21 protein-coding genes, 2 tRNA genes and 1 other RNA gene are annotated in these 25,178 nt (G+C 53.1%); 13 read left to right on the forward strand and 11 right to left on the reverse strand.

From position 1 onward, the window contains the following. Positions 1-60: 60 nt before the first annotated feature. Positions 61-145: transfer RNA gene (locus ACT3R4_RS13545), tRNA-Leu, on the reverse strand. Between the two features lie 87 nt (positions 146-232). Between ACT3R4_RS13545 and ACT3R4_RS13550 the strand changes: the two genes are divergently transcribed. Continuing rightward, positions 233-937, forward strand: a complete 705-nt coding sequence (locus tag ACT3R4_RS13550) for a double zinc ribbon domain-containing protein (RefSeq protein WP_441679326.1) — start codon at positions 233-235, stop codon at positions 935-937. Positions 938-976: 39 nt separating this feature from the next. On the opposite strand, the gene ACT3R4_RS13555 is transcribed toward ACT3R4_RS13550, so the two are convergent. Beyond that, positions 977-1,738, reverse strand: a complete 762-nt coding sequence (locus ACT3R4_RS13555; protein ID WP_172116509.1) for an SDR family oxidoreductase — start codon at positions 1,736-1,738, stop codon at positions 977-979. A gap of 155 nt (positions 1,739-1,893) precedes the next feature. On the opposite strand from ACT3R4_RS13555, the gene ACT3R4_RS13560 reads away from it, so the two are divergent. The 4 genes from ACT3R4_RS13560 (at position 1,894) to ACT3R4_RS13575 (ending at position 5,527) form a co-directional block, all read left to right on the forward strand. Continuing rightward, positions 1,894-2,394: an FxsA family protein gene (locus ACT3R4_RS13560; RefSeq protein ID WP_172116508.1), complete on the forward strand. Its 501-nt coding sequence runs from the start codon at positions 1,894-1,896 to the stop codon at positions 2,392-2,394. Positions 2,395-2,634: 240 nt separating this feature from the next. After that, positions 2,635-2,928 (forward strand): co-chaperone GroES, encoded by a 294-nt coding sequence (locus tag ACT3R4_RS13565; RefSeq protein WP_018916005.1) that lies wholly within the window; start codon positions 2,635-2,637, stop codon positions 2,926-2,928. Positions 2,929-2,986: 58 nt separating this feature from the next. Beyond that, the gene (groL, locus tag ACT3R4_RS13570; protein ID WP_172116507.1) at positions 2,987-4,630 is read left to right on the forward strand and encodes a chaperonin GroEL; all 1,644 of its coding nucleotides are present in this window, start codon (positions 2,987-2,989) and stop codon (positions 4,628-4,630) included. Positions 4,631-4,789: 159 nt separating this feature from the next. Then, positions 4,790-5,527 (forward strand): RNA methyltransferase, encoded by a 738-nt coding sequence (locus ACT3R4_RS13575; RefSeq protein WP_193056362.1) that lies wholly within the window; start codon positions 4,790-4,792, stop codon positions 5,525-5,527. A 92-nt stretch (positions 5,528-5,619) separates the two neighbouring features. Here the strand turns inward: ACT3R4_RS13575 and ACT3R4_RS13580 are convergent, their stop codons facing one another. From ACT3R4_RS13580 to ACT3R4_RS13595, 4 genes are all read right to left on the reverse strand, one after another. After that, positions 5,620-6,966 carry a Na+/H+ antiporter family protein gene (locus ACT3R4_RS13580; RefSeq protein ID WP_172116505.1) on the reverse strand — a complete coding sequence of 449 codons (1,347 nt, stop codon included), beginning with the start codon at positions 6,964-6,966 and terminating at the stop codon, positions 5,620-5,622. A 293-nt stretch (positions 6,967-7,259) separates the two neighbouring features. Beyond that, positions 7,260-8,177: a metal ABC transporter permease gene (locus ACT3R4_RS13585; protein ID WP_172116766.1), complete on the reverse strand. Its 918-nt coding sequence runs from the start codon at positions 8,175-8,177 to the stop codon at positions 7,260-7,262. A gap of 23 nt (positions 8,178-8,200) precedes the next feature. Then, a complete protein-coding gene (locus ACT3R4_RS13590) occupies positions 8,201-9,028 on the reverse strand; it encodes a metal ABC transporter ATP-binding protein (protein ID WP_193054370.1) in 828 nt (275 codons plus the stop codon). Positions 9,029-9,034: 6 nt separating this feature from the next. Beyond that, complete coding sequence (locus ACT3R4_RS13595) at positions 9,035-9,952, reverse strand: metal ABC transporter substrate-binding protein (protein WP_193056361.1); 918 nt, start codon at positions 9,950-9,952, stop codon at positions 9,035-9,037. Between the two features lie 198 nt (positions 9,953-10,150). Between ACT3R4_RS13595 and mntR the strand changes: the two genes are divergently transcribed. Further along, positions 10,151-10,600, forward strand: coding sequence for a manganese-binding transcriptional regulator MntR (gene mntR / locus ACT3R4_RS13600; protein ID WP_226911993.1), 450 nt, complete (start codon positions 10,151-10,153; stop codon positions 10,598-10,600). A 37-nt stretch (positions 10,601-10,637) separates the two neighbouring features. Here mntR and ACT3R4_RS13605 read toward each other — a convergent pair whose 3' ends face one another. Further along, positions 10,638-11,069: a DUF488 domain-containing protein gene (locus ACT3R4_RS13605; protein ID WP_193056360.1), complete on the reverse strand. Its 432-nt coding sequence runs from the start codon at positions 11,067-11,069 to the stop codon at positions 10,638-10,640. A 234-nt stretch (positions 11,070-11,303) separates the two neighbouring features. On the opposite strand from ACT3R4_RS13605, the gene ACT3R4_RS13610 reads away from it, so the two are divergent. The 3 genes from ACT3R4_RS13610 (at position 11,304) to betC (ending at position 14,438) form a co-directional block, all read left to right on the forward strand. Next, positions 11,304-11,750, forward strand: coding sequence for an Rrf2 family transcriptional regulator (locus ACT3R4_RS13610; RefSeq protein WP_193056359.1), 447 nt, complete (start codon positions 11,304-11,306; stop codon positions 11,748-11,750). Between the two features lie 168 nt (positions 11,751-11,918). Further along, positions 11,919-12,662 carry a Crp/Fnr family transcriptional regulator gene (locus tag ACT3R4_RS13615; protein WP_193054374.1) on the forward strand — a complete coding sequence of 248 codons (744 nt, stop codon included), beginning with the start codon at positions 11,919-11,921 and terminating at the stop codon, positions 12,660-12,662. Positions 12,663-12,923: 261 nt separating this feature from the next. After that, a complete protein-coding gene (gene betC, locus ACT3R4_RS13620) occupies positions 12,924-14,438 on the forward strand; it encodes a choline-sulfatase (RefSeq protein WP_193056357.1) in 1,515 nt (504 codons plus the stop codon). Between the two features lie 161 nt (positions 14,439-14,599). Here the strand turns inward: betC and ACT3R4_RS13625 are convergent, their stop codons facing one another. The 4 genes from ACT3R4_RS13625 to ACT3R4_RS13640 all read right to left on the reverse strand — a co-directional run bounded on the left by ACT3R4_RS13625 (position 14,600) and on the right by ACT3R4_RS13640 (position 18,302). After that, entirely contained in the window at positions 14,600-16,201 is a 1,602-nt protein-coding gene (locus tag ACT3R4_RS13625) for a BCCT family transporter (protein WP_441679327.1), read from the reverse strand. 853 nt (positions 16,202-17,054) lie between these two features. Further along, an RNA gene (ffs, locus tag ACT3R4_RS13630) (signal recognition particle sRNA small type) lies at positions 17,055-17,151 on the reverse strand. 50 nt (positions 17,152-17,201) lie between these two features. Further along, positions 17,202-17,278 (reverse strand) — tRNA-Met (locus ACT3R4_RS13635). Between the two features lie 91 nt (positions 17,279-17,369). Next, complete coding sequence (locus ACT3R4_RS13640; protein ID WP_441679328.1) at positions 17,370-18,302, reverse strand: choline ABC transporter substrate-binding protein; 933 nt, start codon at positions 18,300-18,302, stop codon at positions 17,370-17,372. A 176-nt stretch (positions 18,303-18,478) separates the two neighbouring features. Here ACT3R4_RS13640 and betI point away from each other — a divergent pair, with 176 nt between their 5' ends. The 4 genes from betI (at position 18,479) to ACT3R4_RS13660 (ending at position 25,089) form a co-directional block, all read left to right on the forward strand. Next, complete coding sequence (gene betI, locus ACT3R4_RS13645; RefSeq protein WP_441679329.1) at positions 18,479-19,093, forward strand: transcriptional regulator BetI; 615 nt, start codon at positions 18,479-18,481, stop codon at positions 19,091-19,093. A 19-nt stretch (positions 19,094-19,112) separates the two neighbouring features. Next, the gene (gene betB / locus ACT3R4_RS13650) at positions 19,113-20,582 is read left to right on the forward strand and encodes a betaine-aldehyde dehydrogenase (RefSeq protein WP_441679330.1); all 1,470 of its coding nucleotides are present in this window, start codon (positions 19,113-19,115) and stop codon (positions 20,580-20,582) included. Between the two features lie 48 nt (positions 20,583-20,630). Next, a complete protein-coding gene (gene betA / locus ACT3R4_RS13655; protein WP_441679331.1) occupies positions 20,631-22,304 on the forward strand; it encodes a choline dehydrogenase in 1,674 nt (557 codons plus the stop codon). Between the two features lie 298 nt (positions 22,305-22,602). After that, on the forward strand, positions 22,603-25,089 hold the full coding sequence (locus ACT3R4_RS13660) for an acyl-CoA dehydrogenase (protein WP_441679332.1): 2,487 nt from the start codon (positions 22,603-22,605) through the stop codon (positions 25,087-25,089). The last annotated feature ends 89 nt before the right edge of the window (positions 25,090-25,178 follow it).

Here is a 25,178-nt window from a genome sequence, read left to right on the forward strand (position 1 = left end):
ATCGGCAAGCAGATGCTGGCCGATTGATATTTAAGCAATAACTATGAGATAACAAATAATTGGTGCGGATGGGGAGACTCGAACTCCCACACCTTACGGCACTAGAACCTAAATCTAGCGTGTCTACCAATTCCACCACATCCGCAGAAGACGAGACGTATATTATATATATGCGGTGCAAAAGTCAACGCTATCATCCAACATAATTATTCAAAAGCATTCCAGGAGCAGTATGCGTTTAAGGTCAACGTGGCAGCAAGCGGCCCATAAGGAACTTCAAAAGGCATTACCGGGCTACTGCGCCTTTTGTTTAATGCCAGCGGGTCGAGGCTTAGGCTGGTGCCAAGCTTGTTTTACTGAATTACCCTGGAACGTTTCAAGTTGCGAACAATGCGCCGAGCCCCTGGATCATCCAGCACAACGACGCTGTGGGCACTGCTTGCTTGATCCGCCTCTGGTCACTCACGCCCATGCTGCTTTGCTTTTTCAAGCATCGATTAAAGAGCTGCTGCACGATTTCAAATTCAAGGCATCTCCTCGTGCTGGGATGCTGCTGGTAGAGCTTATGCTGGCGAGCATACCCGACGACCTAGGCACTGCCTTGATAGCAGTCCCCATGCATCGCAAACGAGCACGCGAGCGAGGGTTCAATCAAGCGCGATGGTTGGCGGAGCAACTGGCAAAGCGTACAGGCCTTGTCGTGCTGGAAGCTCAATGCAATAAGCTGGTCGCTTCCCAGCGTAGCTTAAACCGACACGAACGGGCGGCTAATTTGCACGGAGCCTTCTCAATCAAAGCACCACTTCCAGCACATATAACGCTGATTGATGATGTAATCACTACCGGTGCGACCATCAATGCATTAGCGAACGTTGCCCAACAAGCAGGTGCCACACGCATCGATAGCTGGGCAGTCGCCAGGACGCCGCTGGGCTAGAGGATGATGCAAAAAAGCCAAGTGATAGCTCAGGCGATACTAAAGCCGCAAGCCGCCATCGCACTCAATAATACGCGCGCTAAAATAGTCGTTATCAAATATAAACGCGACACTTTTGGCAATATCATCCGGCTCCCCCAAGTGCTTTAATGGCACGCTTGAAGAGATCCGCTCTAACATATCAGGGCGCATGGACGCCGTCATTTCGGTCGCTATAAACCCAGGTGCCACGGTGCCGGTGCGGATGCCATAGCGCGCAAGCTCTTTACCCCACGTGACGGTTAACGCATGAACGCCCGCCTTCGCGGCGGCATAGTTGCTTTGCCCCGCATTGCCAGCCCGGGAAATACTCGAAATATTGACAATCACCCCTTCATGTCCGGCTTTGATTATCTGTGTTGCCGCTTCACGGCCGCATAGAAATACACCGGTTAGATTAACATTGAGGACTTTCTGCCAACTCTCTAGCGACATGCGCTTTTCGACCTGGCCATCACGTGCTTTTACCAGCAAGGCATCTTCGGTAATACCCGCATTATTAACGCAACCACTGATGGCACCCATGCGTTTCGCAATATCATCAAACGCCGTGATGACTGACGACTCATCGGCAACATTGACGACAAACGCTTCGGCGTGAATGCCTTGTGACTTAAGGGTTGAGACCGCTTGGTCCAACGCTTCAGCACTCCTATCAAGCAGTGCAAGCGCGGCACCTTGCTGGCCCAAACGCTCTGCAATGGCATAGCCTAATCCCCGCGCCCCGCCCGTTACTGCAATGACTTTATCGGTTAACTGCATCCGTTACTCCTTTAATGTAAGCGTGCATTCAAAATTCGAGTTTATCCAGGAGCGCCCCCTTGTCAGTAAAGGGCTTTCCGGCAAAGACCTTCGGGCGCTTGTTTTTTGCATATTTGACACAATAATGAGCGATTACGCCTGTTACGGAGTCCACCATGCCTATTCTTGTTTTTATTTCCTTGTTTACCTTACTCGATTTTATTTTGCTATTTTCGATTGGTAGTCAAATAGGCTTATTAACCACCCTACTGCTCGTGCTGGCAACCGGTGTTATTGGCCTTCATCTTATTCGTAAAGAGGGTGTGGCCACCTTTTCCCGCGCCCGCCAGCGCATGCAAGCCGGCGAGCTACCGTCCAGCGAGCTCCTAACCGGCGCGGCACTTATATTCGGCGGCGCTTTACTGATGGCGCCCGGCTTTCTCTCCGACCTATTGGGCATCGCTTGCTTGCTCCCCACTGCCCGACAGCTTATGTACAACGCATTAATGTGGCTGGGTTTAAAAACCAGAGTGAATAGCGAGCAAGCAACATCTACCAAAACGCATCGTCGTGAAGGCACGACTTACCACGAAAATAGCCACTCCAATGCTAATACCTCACATAAAGAGACTCCCCTGGAAGGCGATTTCATTAGCCGTGATGAAACTACCCGGTGACGCTAGCCTGCATTAGCAAGAAAAAATCCAACAAAAGACACTTTTTTCACTGCCACCCCCTTGAAAGGGCTACTGAAGCCCCCACTTTTGAACCAGCATACAAATTCGGTGGCGATGGTGACATTGCCACCATTAACAACGAAGGTCGCGAACCTTCATTTCTCGATGGGACATCCTCGAGAATCTTGTTTTAGCTATCTGCCCTATACGGGCCTTGACGATACTCAGGAGAACGTGAGCATGAAAATCCGTCCTTTGCACGATCGCGTCGTTGTTCGTCGCGTGGAAGAAGAACAGAAAACTGCTGGTGGCATCGTTCTGCCAGGCAATGCACAAGAAAAGCCCACGCGTGGCGAAGTTCTTGCAGTAGGCAACGGTCGCATTCTCGATAACGGCGAAGTACGTCCGCTAGACGTTAAAGTTGGCGACAGCGTCATTTTCAAAGATGGTTTCGGCGTTGAGAAGCAAAAAATCGACGGTGAAGAAGTCTTGATCATGAGCGAAGCCGACATCCTGGCGGTCGTTGAAGGCTAATCATCGCCTCGACTACTTACTTTCACCTTTTACAATTCGATTCTAGGAAGTAACGAACATGGCAGCTAAACAAGTTAAGTTTTCTGATGACGCACGCAAACGTATGGCGCATGGTATTGACGTCCTGGCCAACGCGGTAAAAGTTACTCTAGGCCCGAAAGGCCGTAACGTTGTGCTCGACAAATCCTTTGGTGCGCCGACCGTCACTAAAGACGGTGTATCAGTTGCCAAAGAGATCGAACTGAAAGACAAGTTCGAGAACATGGGCGCACAAATGGTGAAAGAAGTTGCGTCTAAAACTTCTGACGCTGCGGGCGACGGTACTACGACAGCTACCGTACTGGCTCAAGCTATTGTTGCTGAAGGCCTGAAAGGCGTAACGGCTGGCATGAACCCGATGGACCTTAAGCGCGGCATCGACCAAGCGGTTACTGCAGCGGTTAAAGAAATCCAGGCAATGTCTGTGCCCTGCACCGACACCAAGTCTATCGCTCAGGTCGGTACTATTTCTGCCAACGGCGACAAGCGCATCGGTGAAATCATCGCTGAAGCGATGGAAAAAGTCGGTAAAGAAGGCGTTATCACTGTCGATGAAGGCCGTGGCTTCGAAGACGAGCTGGAAGTCGTAGAAGGTATGCAGTTTGACCGCGGCTACCTCTCGCCCTACTTCGTTACCAACCAGGACACTATGGCGGTTGAACTTGAAGATCCTTACATCCTGCTAGTGGATAAGAAGATCTCCAACATTCGCGAACTGCTCCCGGTACTGGAAGCCGTTGCCAAGCAAGGCAAACCGCTTGCCATCATCGCTGAAGATATCGAAGGCGAAGCGCTGGCAACGTTGGTTGTGAACAACATGCGCGGCATCGTTAAAGTAGCAGCGGCCAAGGCACCTGGCTTCGGCGACCGTCGTAAAGCCATGCTGCAGGACATCGCCATCCTGACTAACGGCACCGTTATCTCTGAAGAAGTTGGCCTGACACTTGAGCAAGCGACCCTGGATCACCTGGGTACCGCCAAGCGCATGACCATGTCCAAAGAGAACACCACCATCATCGATGGCGCTGGTGCAGAGAACGATATCGAAGCACGCGTTAACCAGATCCGCGCGCAAATCGAAGACACCACTTCTGATTACGACAAAGAGAAGCTGCAAGAGCGCGTTGCCAAACTGGCAGGCGGTGTTGCCGTTATCCGCGTTGGTGCTGCTACCGAAGTAGAGATGAAAGAGAAGAAAGCTCGCGTTGAAGACGCGCTGCACTCTACTCGCGCTGCCGTAGAAGAAGGTGTTGTGCCTGGCGGCGGTACTGCGCTGGTTCGCGTAATGGCCAAAGTACAAGGCTTGACTGGCGATAACGAAGATCAGAACCACGGTATCAACATGGCGCTGCGCGCTATGCAGTCTCCGCTGCGTCAGATCGTTACCAACGCCGGTGAAGAAGCCGCTGTTGTGATCAACCGCGTTAAAGACGGCGAAGGTAACTTCGGCTACAACGCTCAAACGGGTGAGTACGGCGACCTGTTCGAAATGGGTGTTCTTGACCCGGCAAAAGTAACCCGTACTGCGCTGCAGTCTGCGGGTTCCGTTGCTGGTCTGATGATCACCACCGAGTGCATGATCGCTGACGATCCGGAAGAGAAAGAAGCTGCACCGGATATGGGTGGCATGGGCGGAATGGGTGGCATGGGCGGCATGATGTGATGCACCCCTGAGCCTACCGCTCTGACGCCTAGCGTCACCAAGAACCCCGCCTTTGCGGGGTTCTTGCCGTTTAACGCCTGCGTAATGCCCACGCGTACCCGGCGTTAAAGCGTGCTACCATCAGCGCCTTTATTAGGCAGCTTTTAGGTCATCATTACCGTGCTTTCCAACATTCGCATTGTACTCGTGCAAACCTTTCATCCTGGCAACATAGGCGCTGCCGCTCGCGCCATGAAAACCATGGGACTAACCCACCTGGTACTGGTTAACCCACGAAGCTTCCCTGATGAAGAGGCCACCCGACTGGCAGCGGGCGCGACGGATGTGCTGGAAAACGCCCGCGTGGTTACTAACCTTGAAGAAGCGGTGCAGGATTGCGTGCAAGTGATTGGCGCAAGCGCCAGATTACGCAGCCTGCCACTTCCCCACTTTGATGAGCCGGATGAAATGGCCGAACAGGTTATTTTAAACGCGGCCAATGCCCCCGTCGCACTCGTTTTTGGCCGTGAGCGTTCGGGCTTAACCAATGGCGAGATTCGCTGCTGCACGCATCAAGTCAGCATACCGGCCAACCCTGAATACGGCATTTTAAACCTTTCTCAAGCCGTACAGATCCTCGCCTACGAAACCCACCGCGCTTGGCGAAAACGCGCTGGTAACGACTTCACTTACCAGCGCCCTCTTGACGCCACCCCACCCAGCCGCGAGCAGTTTGTGCATTTCCAGGACCACTTGGGCCGCTTGATGCAGCAAAGTGGTTTTCTTACCCAGCCGCATGCGCGCACCGAAGAGCAGCTTCAGGCGCTCTTTGCACGTGCCCAGCCAAGCCGAAAAGAGCTTTCTCTGTTGCGCGGGTTATTAAGCGCCTTTGAAGTTCACTTCCCGAAGCAGCCATAAGCGCTAAAACCAACAAGGGCAGCCATTGGCTGCCCTTGTTGTGACTGCTATTACCGTTTTGAGTGCTTAATGGTTGCTGCCCTATAACACTATTAAAGCGTCATGGCCGCCAGCCAACCAAAGGCGATTAATGGCAGGTTGTAATGCAGAAATGTCGGTACAACGCTATCCCAAATGTGGTCGTGTTGCCCGTCCACGTTTAGGCCTGAGGTTGGCCCTAACGTCGAGTCAGATGCTGGTGAACCAGCATCGCCCAATGCCGCCGCCGTACCCACCAGCGCCACCGTTGCCATGGGGGAAAAGCCAAACTGTATCGCCAAGGGTACAAAAATCGCGGCAATAATCGGAATCGTCGAGAATGATGATCCAATGCCCAAGGTAATAAAAAGCCCTACCAGCAACATCACTAACGCTGCGACACCTCGATTATCCCCAAAGATATCAAAAGCCCCCGTCACTAACGTATCGATCTCACCCGTGGATTTCATCACTTCGGCGAAACCTGACGCAGAGATCATAATAAAACCGATCAGCGCCATCATCCGCATGCCGCTGGTAAACAGGTCGTCAGCTTCACGCCACTTAAAAATGCCGCCTAAGGAGAGCAAGCCAATCCCGACCAGGCCACCCAAAATCATCGACCCGCTATAAAGCTGCAAGCCAAGCGCTGCCACAATGGCAACACCAGACATTACCAATCCAAAGAGGTGAGGCTCAGCCGGTGTAGAATCCTGCTGATAAGGAGCCGCCGCCAACTCTTTATCCGCATATTCGCGATTACCGCGGTAGCTAAAGAACAGCGCCACTAATAAGCCAATGGCCATACCACCAACAGGAATGGCCATCGCCATCGGCACCATGCCACGCGTAATCTCCAAGCCAAATGGCGTACCGGCGCTGTTTAAGTTAGCCAACAAAATATCGTTCAAGAAAATTGCGCCGAACCCAACGGGCAATAACATGTAAGGCGCGGTTAGGCCGAACGTTAATGCACAGGCTACCGCTCGACGATCCAACTTCAGACGATTCATAAGGGTAAGCAGTGGAGGAATCAGTACTGGAATAAACGCAATATGCACCGGAATCACGTTTTGCGATGCAATAGCCACTAACAATATGGCGGTGAGCAGCAGCGTTTTCACACGAGCCTGACGCGCGGCCGTTGCCTCCTTGCCCAGCATGGCAATCAATCGGTTCGCCAGCATATCGGGCAAGCCAGAACGCGAGATGGCAACCGCAAACGCACCGAGCGTTGCATAGGCCAGCGCTACTTGCGCTCCCCCGCCAACGCCGTTGTTGAAGGCCTCTAACGTTTGGTCAAGCGTAAGCCCACCCACCAGGCCACCCACCAGCGCACCTACAACCAATGCAAAAACAACTGAGACACGCACAAGAGACAGCACTACCATGACAAGCACGGCAAGAATAACTGCATTCATGAAGATTTCCAGACCGATGACAAGGTGATTAGGACGTGTACGAAAAACAAGCGAATGCCGGATGGCACACTCAAGAGCCACCATTTCGTACACAGCCTAATATCGAAGGGTGCAAATTTTAGCAGATAGCGCGCTTACAAAAAGCATCCATCAGTTATTTCTCTGCTGCTACTTATGTTTTGGCATATAGAGGCATCTCTGTACGTTTGCTAGCCCCGCTAATGGCGTCACTGGCCGTACTGCTTTTTGGCCAACTCATGGCGGACTCGGGTGCTCTGTTCGTAAACGAGCCGTTATCCCATCTTCCAATGACGCCACTGGCGCGGCACGATACCCTGCTTGGGCGAAAAGAGCAGCGCCAAAACAAAGAAAGCGAAAGCCACCAGTACGATTGAGCCACCCGATGCCACGTTAAATACTACCGAAAGCCAAAGCCCGATAACCGCAGACAATATGCCAATGGATACTGAAATCAACAGCATTATCGTGAAGCGGTCTGTCAGCAGATGTGCTGTCGCACCTGGCGTGATCAACATGGCAACGACCAATATGATGCCGACAGTTTCAAGGCTTGCAACAATCGTCAGCGTCAGCAAAAGAATGAGGCCATAGTGAATAATCTGCGTATTAAAGCCCAATGCCTGTGCCTGCTGAGGGTCGAAGGCATAGAGCAACAAGGGCCGATAAGCGAGCCATACCGTTAAAATGGCAATGATGCTGGCAACAAAGGTCAGCATTAATGCTGAGTGTTTAACACCCAGTACATTGCCAAACAGAATGTGCATCAGATGGGTACTGGAAGCCAGTTTACTGATAATGACCACACCAAGGGCGAAGGAGGCGGTAAACATCAGCCCCATCGCAGCATCTGCTTTAATTCGTGTGTTCCTTTCAATCGCCCCGATGCCTACCGAGGTCAGCGCCCCAGTAATAAACGCTCCTACAAAGAAGGGCCAGCCAAGCAAATACGCAATGGCTACCCCCGGCAGCACGGCATGAGAAATCGCATCCCCCAACAGTGACCAGCGCTTTAGCACGACATAACAGGAAAGCATCCCACAAATAGCGCCTACCAGCACCGAGGTGAGTAGCGCTCTTTGCATAAATGCATACTGAAAGGCGTCAGAAACGCTGTCAGGTAGCAGGTTAACTACCACCATTAACGCTGCGATTAAGCCGTTTACCAGTGCATCGCTAAACGTTTCAATCATTAATATGCTATCAACCACGTAACTTACCCCTGCCCAGAACTATTGGAAGCCACTGGCATCGTTTGGCGATCATTGGCCGTTTGCTCAATTGAACTCACTGCAAGTTCGGCCAGTTTTGTTTCGCTTAGCATCTCTTCAGGCGTACCGGTACCCCGCACAAAGCGATTAATCAGCACGACGTGGTCCACATAGCGGCGAGCACCAGGCATATCATGTGTGACCATAATCACGGTTTTACCCGCTTCACGCTCGCGACGAAGTACCGACAAGATGAGCTTCTCGCTGGGCGGGTCAACGCCAGCCAGTGGCTCATCCAACAACAAAATGCTGGCCTGCTGCGCTAGCGCGCGTGCTAGCAACACACGTTTTTTTTGACCACCGGAAAGCGCGCCAATAGGTCGGTCAGCCAGGTCGAGCATATTGACTGCCACCAAAGCATCATGCACCGCTTCGCTATGTCGAGCGTGATGCCAGCGCGCTGGCAATAAGCGGCGCCATAACGCATCGCTGCGCATGTGTCCGTAGCGCCCACCCATAACGGTGTCCCATACCGAGACAGGAAAATCCCACTCAATCGCCTCACGCTGAGCCATATACGCGATACGCCCCGCCCGACGATGCTTTGCTATGGGCTCGTCAAAGGCTTTTACGCTGCCTTGCAGCGGCTTCATGCTGCCGGTCAACACATGAAAAAGTGTCGATTTACCCGCACCGTTAGGCCCGACAATGGCCGTCCATTTCCCAGCGGGAAATGTGAGGTGTATATCTTCCAGCACGGTTTGGCGCTGATAAGCAGCGTACAGCCCGGTTATTTCAATGGCGGCCATCGTGCTCGGTAAACTGGTTGTCATGGTGCACTACTCAACGGCTAAATACTGGCGCAGCATATCGGCGTTATGCCTCAACATGGCAAAATAGTCTCCCGCCTCGCCCTCTGGCTCGCTTAACGAATCCACGTATAAAGGGCCCGCGGTGGGAATTCCCGTATCTCTGGAAAGGCTACTAACGTAACGATCCGACGTTGTGCTTTCCCAAAAAAGCGCTGCAGGCTGGCGTGCGTTAATCAAGTCGATGACGCGCATTAACTGCTGCGGCGAGCCTTCCGTTTCGGCGTTATTTCCCCAGATACCGTCATGTTCAAAGCCATAAGTATCAGAGAAATACAAAAATGCTGCTTCGCTTGAGAGCAAAACACGACGCTCTTCCGGAATATCGCTTAGCGTCTGTTGAAGCTCCAAGTGAAGGTCTTGAAGTTCTGCCACGACGTTATCGGCACGCGCCTGAATATCCTCTGCCTGCTCTGGCAGAAGGTCTTCCAACTCATTCGCTATCACATGAACATAGGCCATTGCCGCACGCGGGTCTGTCCACAAATGTGGGTCGACATCGCCCTGCATATCGCCAATCATAATATGTTGAGTGGGGTATTCAGACGCTTCGGCAACGGCGACCAAGGACACATCGCCTTGGGTAGTCGCTTCCACTTGGCGCATCCACTGCTCCAGTTGATAGCCGTTATAAAAAACAATATCGGCTTCTTCCAGAGCGGCAAAATTATTGGGCGTTAATTCCCACTCGTGCACCTCTGCATTAACAGGGCTCAGCACTGATACGTTGGCGTCGTCTCCTGCCACGCGGGCCACCAAATCGCCCAATACTGTAAACGTCGCCACAACATTAATCGGCGGCGATAGCGTCTGGGCACTGGCCGTCGTAACGCTGCCCGCCGTCGCAAGCAACAAACTTATCATCAAGCATGTTTTTCGTTGGCTCATGGACGTCCCCCGTTGTGAATTTGGTTTGCGCTAATTACAACTTTAGCTCAACAAAAAAGCATTGTGCAAATAGTTTAGCCTTGGCTAACAATTATTCTACAATATGCGCTACCATGATCCATTAGAGTTTTCCATTCACCTCGATATAGTCTGCCAATGAGTGATAACGATCAGCCGCTTCCCCATAACGCCAAATGTATGAGTAAAAGTTACTGCAATGACGCATTGCCGCCCATTGAAGAGCACACACGGCAATATGAAACCGTGCGCAATGCGCATGAAACCGAGCTAATCGAAGATTACGTTGAGCTGATCGGCGACCTGATTCGCCATCGGGGAGAAGCGCGCGCCGCCGACATCGCCAGCCGCATGGGGGTGAGTCAAGCGACCGTATCCAAGATGATCCGCCGCTTAAATGAGCTGGGACTGGTCACCAGCAAGCCTTACCGCTCCCTGTTTCTAACAGCGGAAGGCCAAAAAATGGCAGAAACATCCCGGGCACGGCACGATATAGTGCTACATTTTTTACGCGCGCTGGGCGTTAATGATCATACCGCACGCATTGATGCTGAAGGCATGGAGCATCATGTCAGCAATGAAACTCTGGCGATTATGCAGCACTTTATTGACGAACAAACAACGCGTTAATCACGACCGATAGCCAGCCTAGTGATAACATCCCTCGCTACTCACTATCCTGAGAAGTGCTATTTAAGTAACACGGTGAGGACGCTAACTCTTGGTCTGCTCGGTCTTCTATATCCAGCGCGTCCAGCACCGCTTCACGCAGAGTGGGCAAATGTGAATGGTCCAGTTGGCGTGAAGCCGTTAATAACGTCAGCTTACCTTGCCTGGCATAACGCATCAGCGGTAGTAATGCGTCATCAGACTCCTTTAATTCCAAACGGTAGCGGGTCTGAAAGGAAGCCTCACTAATCTTGCCCTGGTGGTAGTCACGCCTTAGAGATGATGAAGGCGCGGCATCGCGATACCACTCCGTTAGCGCCAGCGAAGCACGCTCTTTTCCACGCGGCCATAAACGGTCAACCAGGACGCGTGCCCCCTCGTCGTCTTCAAACGCTGAATAGACGCGCTTAAGCACTATTTCGTAGTTCATATGACCTCCCTGATCCGCTTTTTTAACAACACCCCATCCACCCTACCCATGCTATACAGGCTACCAGGCAATTACTCTGCCCCATGTTAACGACATTAACGATGAGCAAAAATGATTAATAACGCTCATTTTCTATCAAACACCTTCCTTCTATTATCGCGGCCCGTAGCCGAATCATTCCCCATCCTTTTTAAACCCCGTACAATGCAGTGTTTAGTCCACACTTGGCAAACCATGCACCTAACCCGCTTCACGGATTACTCTATTCGCGTTTTGATTTACCTGGCAGCCAAGGGAGAAGAGCGCGCAACAATCACGGAAATTGCCGAGACATTCTCGATCTCGCGCAATCACTTGATGAAAATTGTCCAGGAACTACATCAAAAAGAGTACCTCAAAGCCATCCGCGGCAAGCATGGCGGGCTTTGGCTAAACCGGGCGCCCGAACACATTCGATTAGGGACGTTGGTGAGAGATACCGAGCAGGAAATGGCGCTCGTCGAGTGCTTTCGAGACGATAGCGCCTGCATCATTACCCCCGCATGCCGCTTAAAGCCTATCCTTAACGATGCACTAGACGCCTTTTTGGGCGTTCTGGATCAATATACACTGGCCGATTTGCTGCAAGGCCAACACACCAGCCTAGCGTCACTGATGAAAATACCTGCCACAGAACTTTAATTTTTTTTAAAGTCTCCTTCCGAATAAATAAAATTCAATACGATAAATCGCGTAACCTGGCTATTTCACCTCACGTGGAGCATGCTTGAGACTGGCATTACCAAACCATATAGTGCGCAGGAAATGTTGCATCAGGCTTCATTATTTCTGCAAACCTCGGAGCCAAACATGACCACAGCGCCCTTCTCGCCCAATCACATCATGATCCGCAAATTAGAAAATATTTTCGCGCTTACCAGTGAAGAGAAGCAGGCACTGATGGGGTTACCGATTCACACAAAAGAAATCAAGAGCAATCAAGACATTGTTAAAGTGGGCGATCAGCCAAACCAGTGCTGCTTGATGGTTGAGGGCTTTACCTGCGTCAACAAAGTATCCATTGAAGGCAAGCGCCAGATCATGGCCCTGCATGTTCCTGGCGACATACCCGACCTGCAAAGCCTTCACTTGAGAGTAATAGATATTAATATTGCCTCTATCAGCCCCTGCAAGCTCGGCTTCATTCAGCATAAAGATCTGCATCAACTCTGTGAGCGCTATCCCAGGCTTGTTGCTGCCTTTTGGCGCGAGACACTTGTCTACGCCTCTATTTTCCGTGAATGGCTGTTAAATATTGGACAACGCGAGGCTTACTCCCGCATTGCGCATATTATCTGCGAACTCATGGTGCGCCTAAAGACAGTAGGCTTAACTGAGGGGAACACGTTCTATATGCCAACGACCCAAGCAGAAATAGCAGATGCGACAGGGATGACGCCCGTCCACGTAAACCGCGTTTTTCAGGCACTACGCGCAGATGGCTTGATCATCACCGAAAGAAGCCGGATGACCATACCTGACTGGGACAAGCTGCAGCAAGCTGGCGAGTTCGACCCACTCTACCTTCACCTTAAAAACGATGGAAACACATAGCGCTCAGCCTCCAACCGGCAGGTAGGCCGTATGATTATCACCTAGCAGTAGCATTAATATAGGGCACAGTAGAACCAGGTTGATGGCGGTAACAGGCACTATCCACTAAATCGTCGTTTATACCTAAGGCCAATGTGAGTTTGGGCTTAGGGGGCAAATAAATCATTGGTTTACTACTTCCTGGCACGTCATTGTAAGGGATTGAAGTCGCGCCTATTGGCAGCTTCGAATATCAACAATACTCGCCAGGGAGATTTCTATATGGCTAGACCTAATGTACTGGTGTTAATGGCCGACCAACTCAACGGTACACTGTTCAAGGATGGCCCCGCCGATTTCTTGCATGCGCCTAACCTCAAGAAACTGGCCAAACGCTCGGTCAATTTCAACAATGCCTATACACCTAGCTATCTTTGCGCACCGGGGCGAGCCGCCTTCATGTCGAGCCAGTTGCCGAGCCGCACCGGGGTATATGACAACGCAGCGGAATTTCCTTCAAGCGTGCCGACATGGGCGCATCATTTGCGTCGCGCAGGTTATTCCACCTGCTTGTCGGGAAAGATGCATTTCGTCGGCCCAGATCAGCTCCACGGTTTCGAGAAACGCTTAACCACCGATGTCTACCCAGCTGATTTCGGCTGGACACCTGACTACACCAAGCCCGGGGAACGTATCGACTGGTGGTACCACAATCTGGGGTCGGTGACAGGCGCTGGCATTGCTGAAATTTCCAATCAGATGGAATACGACGACGAAGTCGCGTTTCACGCCGAGCAGCGGCTATATGACCTATCGCGCGGTCACGACGAGCGGCCTTGGGCGCTGTGCGTCAGTTTCACTCACCCGCACGACCCCTATGTAGCACGTCGCCAATACTGGGATTTATATAACGACTGCGAGTATCTTGAGCCCCAGCAAGGGCCCATACCCTTCGATGAACTGGATCCGCACTCCCAGCGGATTTTCGAAGCCAACGATTACACCAAGTTCAACATCCAGCCCCAAGACGTGCGCAATGCTCGCCAGGGCTATTTCGCCAACATCTCCTATGTCGACGACAAGATCGGCGGCATTCTAGACGTGCTCGAACGCACCCGCATGCTCGACAACACGATTATCGTGGTCTGTGCCGACCACGGCGATATGCTTGGCGAAAAGGGCCTGTGGTTCAAGATGAGCCCCTATGAAGGCTCGTCGCGGGTACCGCTGATGCTGTCTGCACCGGGGATCGAACCGCGCAATGTTGAGGACCCCGTATCGATCATCGATATCAACACCACCATCGCCGACCTGGTCGGCATCGACCTTTCCTCGATCGCGCCCTACACCGATGGCCAGTCGCTGCTCCCCTTGACCAGAGGCGAGAAGCGCGACGCGCCGGTGTACATGGAATACGCCGCCGAGGCCAGTTATTCGCCAATTGTGACCATCCGCGAGGGCAAGTGGAAATTCAACTATTGCGAGATTGACCCACCGCAGCTATTCGACCTGGAGGCCGACCCGCTGGAGCAGCACAACCTGGCGGTGCATCCCGACTACGCCGAGGTGGTGGCCGACTATCAGGCCAAGGTACACAAGCAGTGGGACATGAAAGCCTTCGATGCCGACGTGCGCGCCTCCCAGGCACAGCGTCTGATCGTCTACGAAGCCCTGCGTAATGGCCACTACTACCCGTGGGACTATCAGCCGCTGCAGGACGCTTGCGAGCGTTACATGCGTAATCACATGGACCTGAACGAAGTCGAAGAAGCCCAGCGCTACCCCCGCGGCGAGTAAGCTCATGGCGACTCACCTCATCTGAGCCGAATCGGATTTTCGGGGGGATTACACAAGCAACGCGGACGCCCGTACCTGTTGGGGTACAGGCGTTTTTCTTTCATGTGGGACAGTAAAAACTTCTCTTTACCGGACATCGCGCCCGGCAAAGGGTCAACACGTTACTTTCCGTTGCGCATGCGGCGCAGCTCGCCGTTCAGCGCTCGGATGATGCAGTAGCACATCAGCAGCATCAAGATGGAAAATGGGATAGCCGTCGCCGTGACACCCGCTTGAAGCGCCGACAACCCACCACCGATCAATAACACGATGGCAATCAACCCCTCTACCGTCGCCCAGAACATACGCTGAGGCCGAGGCGCTTCGATCTTGCCGCCGGCGGTGATGGTATCGATCACCAGAGAGCCGGAATCCGATGACGTCACGAAGAAAGTGAGCGCCAGAATGATCCCCAGGCTCGACATCAAGCCCGTCAGCGGTAGCTCATTGAGCATGCCGAATAGGGCTAGTTCGGGACGGTAGCTATCGATCACGTACTCCTTGACCAGACTGGCGGCGGGATTGGTATAAAGCTGATCCAGTGCAATGCTGCCGAATACCCCCATCCAGATAAAGATAAAAAGGCTTGGCACAATCAGCACGCAGAGCAGAAATTCACGCACCGTACGACCCTTGGACACGCGCGCGACAAACATGCCGACAAAAGGCGCCCAGCTGACCCACCACGCCCAGTAAAACACCGACCAGTCTTGACGATAGGCGTCATCTTCACGTCCAAAGGGCGCCGAGAGCGGAATGAGCTCCGTCACATAATGGGTGATTCCCGTCCACATGCCGCTGATCGCCATCAGGGTCGGGCCAGCGAATAGCACAAAGAAGAAGAACATCAAGGCCGCGATCATGTTGATCTCGGAGAGTCGCTTTACGCCCCCCTCCAGGCCGCGCCACACCGATACCAGCGCCACCGCAGTGACAAGTGCAATGATAATGACCTGTGTCGTGGTATTGATTTCCATGCCGAAAACAAAATTTAGTCCCGCGTTGGCCTGCTGCGCGCCCAGGCCCAGTGCCGTGGCCAAGCCAAACAAGGTGGAAAACACCGCCAGGATATCGATCCAGTGGCCCCACCAGCCCCATACGCGATCCCCCAGGATAGGAAAGAAGATCGAGCGAATAGAAAACGGCAGTTTCTTGTTATAGCTAAAGATCGCCAGGGCAAGCGCCATCACCGCGTATACGGCCCAGCCGTGCAGCCCCCAGTGTAGAAACGTCCCCGCCAGCCCCATGGCCGAGGCTTCGCCAATCGCGGCCATATTTAGCGCACCGTCGGTACCGAAGGGCGAAGGGGTGCCTAAGGGCGAAGACACATTTGCATGATAAACCGGTTCCAGCACGCTGAAGAACAGCAAGGCGATCCCGATACCCGCCGTGAACAACAAAGCGAACCACGACAGGTAGCTGTGTTCCGGCCGGGCATCCGGGCCGCCTAGTCTCACTTTGCCATGGGGAAGCACGATCAGCGCCAGACAGAAGACAATGAAAAAATCCACCAGAATCATGAAGTACCAGTCCAGCGTGCGCGTCGAGAAGCCAACGATAGATTGGAACAGCTCCCCTGCCTGCGCCGGGAGCATCAGGGTCAACACAATGAAAATCAACGAGGCGAGTGCGGACAGGACAAAGACGCGGTTATGAATGTCAAAACCGATGGGCCCCATACTTCCCTGGATGTTGTCCTGCCCTACAACATAATCCGTCTGCATGTCGCTGTCGTCGTACGTCGACGAGGCCCGTTTATTTAATAAGCCCATACGATGTATCTCCTTATTGTAGTGATTGATTTATCATTGTTCTCGCTTGGGCACTGAAGACTGGCTGCAAAGCGAAATGGCTTGCTGCTCGAAGCGTTGTTATGTAGAAAAACGTCATGCAGGAAACCCCTGGCAATGCCTTTCATGAAGTAATGCGCCCAGGCAGCTAGTCTCTGCCAGCGCCCCCCTGGGGATTCCCCTCACTCTTATGCTCTCCCCCCCTCTCACCGAGACAACGGCTACGAATAGTCAGTTGACCTGAGTGGCGCGCCAGGAGGCTGGCTTATCTCGAACTGGGGTGCTTTCACGGGGAAACCTCTCAGGCAGGGACTACCAATGCTAAAACGATTCATCTAGTCGTCGTGAGTCCATGCACAATGACGTGCTTGTCGCTAACAGACCAATGATTTATTCGCTACCTGAGCCCAAGCACACATTGGCCTTGGGCATCACCGCCACGGAGTTCTTCAAAGCCTTGGATGGATATAAGAAAATGCATGCCATCGCATAAGATAAAGGCGCTACTCGCTTTAGCTGCTTAATCGCCATGTTCCCAGTAGTAATAGCACGCGTGCTGATCACAACCCGTCAAGGAAGACTCAACAATGCGAGTACAGCTTGTTTTAAAACTAGCAAATTTGTAGAGGTTTTTAACACGAGGGTGACGGAGCTTGCGCTAAACATGACAACACCCCATTTCGTAGGATTACTACAAAAACAGGTTATGTCACGATAAGCCGCAAATTATGTCATTTTGGCTGGAATTTATATCACAACAGGCTGGAAACGACAGAAATGGAGGCGGCCCCAAAAGCCACATCCCGGCACACGCAGCCACCACTACCGTTGCTCCCTTCCGGGCCTGGCGGGGTTTGCAGTTTAGCGTTGCGGGAGGACCTAAGGGGCCACCATAGCAATACACTTGAATAGCCATGTACTGCGGCGCTGATTTTGGTGGCTACGCCCTGATTTGAACAGGGGACCCCATCATTATGAGTGATGTGCTCTAACCAGCTGAGCTACGTAGCCTTTCCGACATCAGCGGGTGCAGATTATGCCTATTCTCGAAACAAAAGGCAAGCCGAAAACAGGCTTACCTTTCAATGAGACAATGACAGATTTACAGAGCGGTCTGAACCGCTGGCAGTGCAGGCTCACCATCCCGGGTCGTCACACCTTCAAGCCACGTGGCTAATAAATCGTCGTGCTCTTTTAAATAACGATTGGCGGCAACGCGAGGGTCGACACCCTCATTCATAATGGCGCCCATTAACTGGTTTTCCATTTCCAGCGTAAACGTCATATTGCCAAGTAGTGTACCCACGTTCGGGCACGCTTCGACAAACCCGGCGCGCGTATTGGTGTGCACCGTGGCGCCACCCAAATCAGGTCCAAAGTAATCATCCGCATCGGATAAATAGGCCATATCAAAGTTGGTATTCATGGGATGCGGCTCCCACCCCAGAAAGACCATCCACTCTTCATTGGGGACGCGTGTTGTCAACTCTGAAAGCATGCCTGCTTCACTGGAATCCACCACCTGCCAATCGCCCAGGTCGTAGGCATTATCATCAATCATTTGCTGGATAAGCTCATTGCCATCGTTACCCGCCTCGATACCATGCACGCGATGGTTAAATTGATCAGCGTGAGCCGCCAAATCATTCACAGAGGTAACACCTGCATCGTACACGTATTGCGGTACGGCCAGCGTGTATTTGGCGCCTTCTAAATTGACAACTAACCGCTCAACATCGCCACTCTCAATATACGGGTCGCTGATGGACGCCATAGAGGGCATCCAGTTGCCTAGAAAAACATCAAAATCATTGTTACGCATGCCCGCATAGGCAATCGGCACTGACACCGTATCGACGGTTGGCGTGTAGCCTAGCGCCTCCAACACTTCGCTGGCCAACGCCGTCGTCGCGGTAATATCGGTCCAGCCCACTTCGGCAAAACGCACACGCGAACACTCATCGGCTTGGGCCATCATGGGCATAGCAGCCCCCAACACCAATGCGCTTAATCCCGCCACCTGGACACGTTTCATTACAACTCCCCTTCTATTTTACGTAAATGGGCATGTTTATTCCTTTAACGCCAAGCGCAGCAACATGCACCAGCGTTTATTGATTGAACGTTCAATAAACAACTACTAAGATATACAGATAATCATGACTAACCGTATGTTTCAAGTTAGGCATTCAACGTCATCAGGAGACAGCTGTGCCAAAGCTGGGAATGGAACCGATACGCCGCCAGCAGTTAATCAACGCCACCATGGCGGCCATTGACGAAGTGGGGTTGGCAGAAGCAACCATTATGCGGATTGCCCGTCACGCGGGCGTCTCTGCAGGCATCATCAGTCACTACTTTGGCGGGAAAGATGGCCTTCTTGAAGCCACTATGCGCCAGATCTTGACTGACCTTAGTGACGCTATTTCTGCGCGGCGCAGGGCGTTGAACGATGACTCACCTAAAGCGCACATCAGCGCGATTATCGAAGGCAACTTCGATCGCACTCAAGTGACCGGCCCTGCGGCTAAAACATGGCTTGCCTTTTGGGCCAGCAGCATGCACAAGCCGATGCTCCAGCGCCTACAGAATGTGAACGATAGACGCCTTTACGCCAATTTATGCTGTCAGTTTCGACGCGTGCTCCCCCACGTTGAGGCACGCAATGCGGCCCGTGGGTTGGCCGCCATGATTGATGGTTTATGGCTACGCGGTGCATTAACACCCGAAGGGCTTGATGCCGACAAAGCCCGCCATCTAGCGCTCCACTATCTTGATCAACTCTTGGCCCATCACCAATATCAACACTCAGCACCCGCTCATTAAGGTTATAAAGGAGATCAACATGTCCGCTCAAGATGTACAGCCTCTCTATATTGATGGTCGTCCGGTCGCTGCCACGTCAGGTACTACTTTTACCGTTACTAACCCATTTGATGGCAGCCTGCTTGCGACACTTGGCCAAGCAAGCCAACAGGACGTTGACGCAGCCGTTGAAGCGGCCCAGCGTGGCCAGCGCGAGTGGGCTGCCATGACCGGCATGGAGCGCGCCCGTATTATGCAGCGCGCGGTTGCGTTGCTGCGTGAGCGCAATGACGAGCTGGCAGCGCTCGAGACCCGCAACACCGGTAAGCCGATTAGCGAAACAGCAAGTGTCGACATCGTGACGGGCGCTGATGCGATTGAGTACTTCGCAGGGCTGGCCCCCGCTATTCAAGGTAGCCAAATTCCACTGCGCGAAAGCTCCTTTGTGTATACCCGCCGCGAGCCGCTGGGCGTCATTGGCGCCATCGGCGCGTGGAACTACCCCCTTCAAATCGCCTGCTGGAAAGCCGCGCCAGCGCTGGCGGCAGGTAATGCCGTTGTCTTTAAACCCAGTGAAGTGACACCGCTGAGCGCAATTAAACTGGCTGAGATATTTACCGAAGCTGGCCTGCCAGACGGTGTTTTCAACGTGGTGCAAGGCGATGGCGACGTAGGCGCGATGCTGACGGCACACCCGAGCATTGCCAAAGTGTCGTTTACCGGTGAAGCAGGTACCGGCAAAAAAGTGATGGCCGCAGCCGCTAGCTCATCGCTTAAAGACGTTACGATGGAACTGGGTGGAAAGTCACCGCTGATCATCTTTGCCGATGCGGACCTGGACCGCGCCGCCGATGCGGCCATGATGGCCAATTTCTACTCCAGTGGCCAAGTTTGCACCAACGGTACGCGGGTGTTTATCGAACGCAGTGTGAAAGACGCATTTGAAGCCAAGCTGGTGGAGCGTGTTAAGCGCATCAAAGCAGGCGACCCTATGGACCCTAGCGTTAATTTTGGTCCTCTGGTCAGTTTTGAGCACCAGGCAAAGGTGCTTTCCTATATTGCCTTGGGTAAACAGCAAGGCGCCCGCCTGCTGGTGGGGGGTGATGAGTGGAAAAGCGGCGACTGGGCCAACGGCGCTTGGGCAGCACCTACCGTATTTACCGATTGCACAGATGATATGCGCATTGTGCAGGAAGAAATTTTCGGCCCAGTGATGTCGGTGCTGGCCTTTGATGATGAAGCTGACGTCATTCGTCGCGCCAACGACACCCGGTATGGCTTGGCAGCCGGCGTATTTAGCGAAAGCTTAAACCGGGCGCATCGCGTTATTCATCAGTTGGAAGCGGGTATTTGCTGGATGAATACGTGGGGTGAATCACCTTCTGAAATGCCGGTTGGCGGTTATAAAGAGTCGGGCATTGGCCGTGAAAATGGTATCGATACGCTTAACCACTATACCCAAACCAAGTCGGTACAAATCGAGATGGGCCCCTTTGAGTCGGTGTTTTAAAGCGAAACAGCAAACACGCCAGCTATTCTACTCTCTCAAGGTGTAACTATGCCGCAACCGCATGAATTTGATTACATTATTATCGGCGCGGGCTCAGCGGGAAGCGTGCTGGCTATGCGTTTAACGGAAGACAGCGACGTCCGCGTTCTCTTGTTAGAGGCCGGCGGGCCGGACTACCGGCTTGATTTTCGTACCCAAATGCCAGCAGCCCTCGCCTTTCCACTTCAGGGAAAGCGTTACAACTGGGCATTTGAAACGGACCCGGAACCACATATGGATGGCCGTCGCATGGAGTGCGGGCGCGGGAAAGGGTTGGGCGGCTCTTCGTTGATTAACGGCATGTGCTATATCCGCGGTAATGCACTGGATTACGATAACTGGGCTCAACAGCCAGGCTTGGAAGATTGGGATTACTTAAGCTGCCTACCCTACTTTAAAAAGTCAGAAACCCGCGACACCGGGGCCAACGACTACCACGGTGGCAGCGGCCCTGTCAGCATCACTACTCCCAAAAACGGTAACAACCCGCTGTATCGCATCTTTATTGAAGCAGGCAAACAGGCAGGTTACCCGGAAACAGACGATGTTAACGGCTATCAGCAAGAAGGCTTTGGCCCCATGGACCGGTTCGTTACGCCCAAGGGGCGACGCGCCTCTACCGCCCGGGGTTACCTGGACACCGCCAAACAGCGCACCAACCTGACCATAGAAACCCACGCCGTTACCGACATCATTGAGTTTGACGGCAAGCGCGCTGTAGGTGTGCGCTACGAGCGCAAAGGGCAACAGCAGACCGCCCGCGCCAAGCGGGAAGTGCTGCTGTGTGGTGGTGCTATTGCGTCACCTCAAATTTTGCAGCGCTCGGGCATCGGCTATCCTGAAGTGCTCGAGCCGCTAGGCATCAAGCCCGTTCATGCCCTGCCGGGTGTCGGCGAAAACCTGCAAGACCACTTAGAGATGTACATTCAGTACGCATGTAAAGAACCCATCTCGCTCTACCCCGCTCTAAAATGGTACAACCAGCCCATGATAGGCGCTGAGTGGCTACTCAAGGGTACGGGCATTGGCGCCAGCAACCAGTTTGAAGCGTGTGCGTTTATTCGCAGCCGTGATGAGGAAGAGTGGCCCAACCTGCAGTATCACTTTTTACCCATCGCGATTAGCTATAATGGCAAAAGCGCGGTTCAAGCGCATGGCTTTCAAGCGCACGTGGGCTCGATGCGCTCCAAAAGCCGAGGCCGCATTCGGCTAGCCTCAAAAGACCCGCACGCGGCACCCAGTATTTTGTTCAACTACATGTCGCATGAAAAAGACTGGGAAGAGTTCCGTGATGCCATTCGCTTAACGCGCAACATTATCGAACAACCCGCATTCGATAAGTACCGAGGCCGTGAGATTTCCCCAGGGCCTGATGTACAAAGCGATGAAGCGCTGGATCAGTTTATTAAGGCAAACGCGGAAACGGCGTATCACCCCTGTGGCAGTTGCCGTATGGGAGACGATTCGCTGGCCGTGACAGATGGCCAAGGCCGCGTTCATGGCGTAGAAGGCTTAAGGGTGGTTGACGCCTCACTGTTTCCCCTAATTCCTACCGGCAACCTGAATGCGCCAACCATCATGCTGGCCGAAAAGATTGCCGACCACATCCGTGGACACGAACCGCTGCCTCGCGCGCAAGTTACCTATTTTGTAGCTAACGGCGCGCCTGCCCAACATGGGTGAATGACGTTTTCACACGTGAATCCCCGTTCATCCAAGCGCCACGGCTAACTGCCGTGGCTTTTTTTTACTAAGCTACTATTAATAAGCAGGATAAAAAGACGTAACGACTTGCGCGGGATAGCGTACGTCTGCCAATATTCAAACATCTGTTCGAATGCCTATGGCTTGCGTTCTAATCATCACTTCAAGCGTTACACACGACGGCAAGGCTGCATCGGTGGATCAGACATCAACGTTCTGAGCCAAGCGCAATGCAGACCAGAACTGGACAGTGCCTAATAATACATGGAGACGTTCTATGCTCACCCTACTACTGATTATCCTGGCCGTGGTTGGCCTGCTGATTGTTATGCGCCGCGAAGCAGGCGCCCCAGCAGCCCTGACACTGTTGGGTATATTAGGGCTTGTTGGCCTACTCTTTGACGCCGCCGTTATAGGCGTATTGCTGCTAATCGCTGCTCTGGTCGTTGCTGTGACGGGCCTTGAAGCAGTGCGCAAACAGTGGCTGACACCGCGGATTTTTAAAGTTTTCAAAAAGGTCGCGCCAAAGGTCTCCGCCACCGAGCGCACGGCGCTAGAAGCCGGTAGCGTTTCCTGGGACGGGGAGCTTTTCTCCGGTAAGCCACAGTGGAATAAGCTGCTGGCTTACAAGGATGAAGGCCTGCGCGAAGATGAACAGGCTTTTCTTGATAACCAGTGCGCTAGAGCGGCTGGCATGTGTAACGCATGGGACATTGCTCAAGAGCGTGCCGACCTGCCCCAGCAGTTATGGGACTACCTAAAAAAAGAAGGCTTCTTTGGGATGATTATTCCCAAGGAGTACGGTGGCCTGGGTTTCTCAGCAAAAGCCCAGTCCATGGCATTGCAAAAACTCTCCGCCAACGAAACGTTAATGGTGACCGTTGGGGTGCCCAACTCCCTCGGCCCGGGCGAGCTGCTGCTTAAATACGGTACTGAGGAACAGAAAGACCACTACCTGCCCCGTTTGGCCGATGGCCGCGAAATCCCCTGCTTCGGCCTAACAGGCCCGCGGGCGGGCTCTGACGCAACGTCATTGCCTGATACCGGCGTAGTGTGTAAAGAGATTATTAATGGAAAAGAGACGCTGGGCCTGCGCCTGACGTTTGAAAAACGCTGGATCACGCTGGCTCCCATTGCCACGGTTGTAGGTTTAGCCTTCCGTTTATTCGACCCTGAAAAGCTGTTGGGCGACGAAGAAGACCGAGGCATTACCTTAGCGCTCATTCCTCGCGATACGAAAGGCATGGACATTGGCCGCCGCCATCACCCCATCGGCAGCCCGTTTATGAACGGCCCGATTAAAGGTGTGGATGTCTTTGTCCCGCTGGATACCATCATCGGTGGGCAGGAGATGATTGGCCAAGGCTGGCGCATGCTGGTTGAGTGCCTATCGATTGGTCGTTGTATCACGCTGCCCTCCGGCGCGACCGGCACCGCCCGCTACGCACTGGGCTGGAGCGGTGGCTTTACGCGTGTTCGTCGTCAGTTCAACGTGCCTGTCGCCGAAATGGAAGGCGTTCAAGAACCGCTGGCACGTATGGCAGCGATGGCTTACATTTCCCAGGCAACCGTTTATCAAACGGCTAACCTGATTGATCATGGTGAGAAACCGGCGGTTCCTTCAGCGATTTTGAAGAGCCAACTGACCGAGTTCCAACGTGATTTGTTAAGCGATGCGATGGATGTGCATGGCGGTAAAGCGGTCACATTGGGCCCACGTAACTATTTAGGTATTGGCTATAGCGCCAACCCGGTAGCGATTACCGTTGAAGGCGCCAACATCATGACGCGCAACCTGATGATCTTTGGTCAAGGGGCGATCCGCTGTCACCCCTACGTGCTGGAAGAGCTGGCCGCCAAGGATGCCAACGACATCAACGCGTTTGATAAAGCCTTCTTCAGCCATGCGGGCCTGATTTTTGGTAACGCCGCACGTGCGTTCACCATGGGGCTAGGGGTTGGTAAAGAACGCGTGCCATTTGACGGGCCAGCCGCGGCTTATGCGCAAGATATTGCCCGCCTCTCGGCAGGCTTTGGACTATGTGCGGATGCCGCCATGGCAAGCCTGGGGTCCGCGCTGAAAAAACGCGAAATGCTCTCTGCCCGTTTGGGCGATGTGCTCTCTAACCTGTATCTCGCATCCATGGTGCTCAAACAGTGGCAAGCAGGTGACAAAGTGGAAGGCGAAGACGCCCTGCTTCACTACAGCTGCCGCTTCCTGCTGCACCGTGCGGAACAAGCCTTTGTGGAGATTTTCGACAACTTGCCTAATCGGGCACTCGGCCGTGTGCTTAACGCCGTGGTAATGCCAACCGGCCGTCGTTGGGATAAACCCCATGACGATTTGGCACGCGACATTGCTAAACGGGTTTCCACCCACACTGCGTTGCGTACCAAACTGCTTTCCAACACCTGGGATACCGACGACGGCGAACAACCCAACCCATTGGCGCGCTACAACGCACTGCTGGTTGATTATGACCGTGCTGAAGCCATTTATCGCACGGTTAACAAAGCCTACGCCAAAGGTGAGCTGCCTCAAACGGCCCTTCACCCTGAAGCTCGGGTTGAGGTAGCGTTTGAGAAGGGCCTGCTTAGTGAAGAAGAAACGATCTTTATGCGCGAATTCGAAAAGAACGTGCTGGAGATGCTAACGGTCGATGACTTTGCCTACGATGCGTTTGCAAAGAATAAAGGCACGCTCATTAATCATAATGCGACGCAGGCAGCGCCAATTAATCCTGAGGAAGCCCACGTCGAATAACACATCCTGGAAACAGGATTGCCATAAGCCGGCTCCACAATGGAGCCGGTTTTTTTATAGGCGCCCAATGTTCGTTTTCAAACTTGAAA

The sequence above is a fragment of the Halomonas sp. AOP7-E1-9 genome (assembly GCF_052376035.1).
Classification (GTDB): Bacteria; Pseudomonadota; Gammaproteobacteria; order Pseudomonadales; family Halomonadaceae; genus Vreelandella; species Vreelandella citrativorans.